This is a genomic window from Microbacterium sp. zg.Y909 (assembly GCF_024626565.1).
Genome location: NZ_JANJFJ010000079.1, coordinates 1 through 3,640 on the forward strand (window position 1 = coordinate 1; position 3,640 = coordinate 3,640).

4 protein-coding genes are annotated in these 3,640 nt (G+C 69.6%); 3 read left to right on the forward strand and 1 reads right to left on the reverse strand.

Features of this window, described 5'->3' with window-relative positions; all coding sequences use genetic code 11:
• A partial coding sequence (locus NQ160_RS08145) for an NAD(P)H-dependent oxidoreductase (protein ID WP_257514721.1) occupies positions 1 to 974 on the forward strand: 974 nt, incomplete at its 5' end.
• 31 nt (positions 975 to 1,005) lie between these two features.
• Here NQ160_RS08145 and NQ160_RS08150 read toward each other — a convergent pair.
• The gene (locus NQ160_RS08150) at positions 1,006 to 2,106 is read right to left on the reverse strand and encodes a hypothetical protein (protein WP_257514722.1); all 1,101 of its coding nucleotides are present in this window, start codon (positions 2,104 to 2,106) and stop codon (positions 1,006 to 1,008) included.
• 120 nt (positions 2,107 to 2,226) lie between these two features.
• On the opposite strand from NQ160_RS08150, the gene NQ160_RS08155 reads away from it, so the two are divergent.
• Together NQ160_RS08155 and NQ160_RS08160 are read left to right on the forward strand one after the other, a co-directional pair.
• Entirely contained in the window at positions 2,227 to 2,700 is a 474-nt protein-coding gene (locus NQ160_RS08155; protein ID WP_257514723.1) for an acyl-CoA thioesterase, read from the forward strand.
• Positions 2,697 to 3,640, forward strand: a 944-nt coding sequence (locus NQ160_RS08160; RefSeq protein WP_257514724.1) for a MalY/PatB family protein, incomplete at its 3' end; no start/stop codon positions are given. The genes NQ160_RS08155 and NQ160_RS08160, both read left to right, overlap by 4 nt.

Consider the following 3,640-nt stretch of genomic DNA (forward strand, 5'->3'; position numbering starts at 1 on the left):
TCGAGTACGGCTGCCACGTGGTGCTGGACGCCATCGGCGCTCACAAGGACATCGTGCTGATGAACGCCGAGGTGGACGGCACGGTCGGGCCGATCCTGCACCGGCGGGCGAAGGATGCCGGGGTGATCCTCACCGGATGCGACGGTGACCAGCCCGGAGTCGAGATGAACCTGGTGCGCTTCGTGCGGGGGCTGGGTCTGCGTCCGCTCGTCTGCGGCAACATCAAAGGGCTGCAGGACGAATACCGCACCCCCACGACACAGGCCGGCTTCGCCGCCAAGTGGGGACAGGATCCCTACATGGTCACCAGCTTCGCCGACGGCACCAAGGTGTCGTTCGAACAGGCGATCGTCGCGAACGCGACCGGTATGACCGTGGAGCGCCGCGGGATGCGGGGAGCGGACCACCACGGCCACGTCGACGAGCTCACCGGCGCGTACGACGTCGAGGACCTCGAGCGCCGCGGCGGCGTCGTCGACTACGTCGTGGGCGCCCAGCCCGGACCGGGCGTCTTCGTGCTGGCCACCCATGACGACCCCAAGCAGCGGCACTACCTGAATCTGTACAAGCTCGGCGAGGGACCGCTCTACAGCTTCTACACGCCGTACCACCTGTGCCACTTCGAAGTGCCGAACACGGTCGCGCGCGCGGTGCTCTTCCGAGATGCCGCTCTGCAGCCGCTGGGCGCGCCGACCGTCGAAGTGGTCGCCGTGGCCAAGGAGGACCTGCCGGCGGGCACCGTCATCGACGGTCTGGGCGGCTACCACACCTACGGGGTCGCGGAGCGGGCGGATGTCACGAGCGACGAGGACCTGCTCCCCATCGGCGTCGCCGAGGGATGCCGTACCGTCCGCGACATCCCGAAGGATGCCGTCCTGACGTACGCCGACGTCGAGCTGCCCTCGGGCAGGCTCGTCGACCGCCTGCGCATCGAGCAGGCAGCGGAACTGCCCGCAACGCGGGTGCCCGCATGAGGTGACCCGCTGTCGATCGGCGCACGCGTCGCTACCGCGAGGGCGCGTGCGCCGGGACCTCCTCGAGCAGCCGCCCGAGCGCGGCTCCGGAGACGGTGGAGGAGAACCGGTCGAGGAACACCCGGCGGATGGCCGCTCCCAGCGCGACGGGGTCCGCCGCCCGGATGCGTCGCGCGACGTCCTGCGGGTCGCTCCAGTCCTCGATCGGCACGTAGGCGCCCGCGCAGTACTCCTCGATGACCGGAGTGGGCGTGGCGACCACGGCCACTCCGAACACGGCCGCTTCGACGATCTTCGACGGGAGCTGGTTGCGGGCCGCACTGCTCAGCAGGTCCTGGGGAACCAGGGTGAAGTCGATATCGGCATACACGTCCGACAGCGCCGCCTCGGCACCGATCGAGTGCCATGTCGCGCCACCCCCGGCGGGGCGGAAAGAGCCCGAGAAGCTCGAGAAGTGAATCTCGGGCATCGCCTCCACGAGGGCGAGCACCTTGTCGGCGCCCTTGTGCGGACGCACCGTGCCCAGGTAGGCGAGCCGCAGCGGCCCGGCCGCACGCGCGCCGCGCTCGGCGACGAGCCACCCGTCGGGACGGGCGTGCGGAACGATCGCCGACGCACGCCGGGGCAGGTCCCGGTCAAGGTAGGTGCGCTCGAGCGTGCGGCTGGAGAATGTGTAGCCGTCCGCGGCGCGCGCCATGCGAGTCTGCGCCCTGCGCACCTGCGTGGGCGACTTGCGGTGCAGCACGTTGAGATGCACGGCCGTCTTCCACGACTTCGCCACCTGCTCGCGCATGAGACTCACGTCGTCGTCGTCGAAGTCGGCGATGACGGTCGTGTTCGGCCGACCCGCCAGCGCCGAGGCGATGCGGTCCAGCGGCGAGAAGCCTTTGGATATCCAGACCAGCACCGGCCCGTCGGCAGCCGCGTCTCGGATGCGGGCGATGAGCGCAGCGGGATCCCTGCCGTCGAAGCGGCGGATGTCCAGGTCGAAGTGCCGTGCGCCGGTCCACACCGGACCGTCGTCGACCGCCCACAACTCCGTCGTCGCGCGTTCGGTCCCCACAACAGCGAGACTGATCGCGCGCCCCAACGAGTTCGTGACCGCGGACTCCGCGATGACGAAGATTCTCATGCACGCCCCCCGACGCTTGCACGCCTGCGTGACCACGCAGGGTGACAACCCCATCTCTCGAGCATGGCACGTCCGGCCGCCGGAGGACAGCCCCAGAGCCGAGAGGCGTAGCGTGGAGGCATGACGCGTACGGATGAATCTGCCTGGTACTGGTCGGAGGAGGGTGTGAACTTCCACACCCGAAAGTGGGTGCGGCCGGAGGACCTCAACGCCAACGGCACGCTGTTCGGCGGCAGTCTGCTGCGCTGGATCGACGAGGAAGCGGCGATCTACGCCATCCTCCAGCTCGGCAACTACCGAGTGGTGACGAAATTCATCTCCGAGATCAACTTCGAGGCCTCGGCCCTGCAGGGCGATCTCATCGAGATGGGGCTCACCGCGACCCACTTCGGCCGCACCTCGCTCACGATGCGCGCCGTCGTGCGCAACATGATCACTCGGCAGCGCATCCTCACGATCGAGAAGATCGTCTTCGTCAGCCTGGACGACGACGGCAAGCCCAAGCCGCACGGCTTCACCGACATCACCTACGACCGCGACCGCATGCCGCACGAGCACCCGGGCACCGGCACGGTGAAGCTGCCCACGACATGAGTATGGCCCCGCACCCCGACTTCGATGCGATCACCGAGCGCGACCTGCGTGCCGCCGGCAGCGTCAAGTGGACGACGTTTCCCGACACCATCGGCGCGTTCGTCGCCGAGATGGACTTCGGGCTCGCCCCCGCGATCAACGACGCGCTCACGGCAGCGCTGAACCGGGGTCTCACCGGCTACCTCCCCGCCCAGGTCGCCGGCGACATGGCCGCGGCGACGGCGGACTGGTACGCCGCGACGTACGGCTGGGCGGTGCCCGCCGAGCGCGTGCACCCCGTGCCCGACGTCATCGCCGCCTTCGAGCTGGCGATCGAGAAGTTCACCCGCCCGGGGAGCGCCGTCATCGTGCCGACTCCCGCGTACATGCCGTTCCTCTTCGTGCCGCAGCTACACGGGCGCGAGGTCATCGAGGTCCCCAGCGTCGAGGTCGACGGTCGCATGACGATGGACCTCGACGCCATCGGACGCGCCTTCGACGACGGCGCCGGCATGGTGGTGCTGTGCAACCCGCACAATCCGCTGGGCACCGTCTTCCGCCGCGACGAGCTGATCGCCCTCTCCGAGCTGGTCGCTGCCAAGGAGGGTCGGGTCTTCTCGGATGAGATCCACGCCCCGCTCGTGTACCGTCCGGCGGTGCACGTGCCCTACGCGTCGGTGTCGGACGCCGCGGCCGCGCACACTCTCACCGCGGCATCCGCCTCGAAGGCGTGGAACCTGGCGGGACTGAAGTGCGCGCAGGTGATCCTCTCCAATGACGCGGATGCCGAAGCCTGGGAGACCTTCGGGCCCTGGGCGGGCCACGGCACGTCCACGCTCGGAGCGCTCGCGAACACCGCGGCGTACAGCGCCGGCGCCGGCTGGCTGGAAGACGTGCGCGACTACCTCGACGGCAACCGCCGCCTGCTGGCCGCGCTGCTGGCGGAGCACGTGCCGCTCGC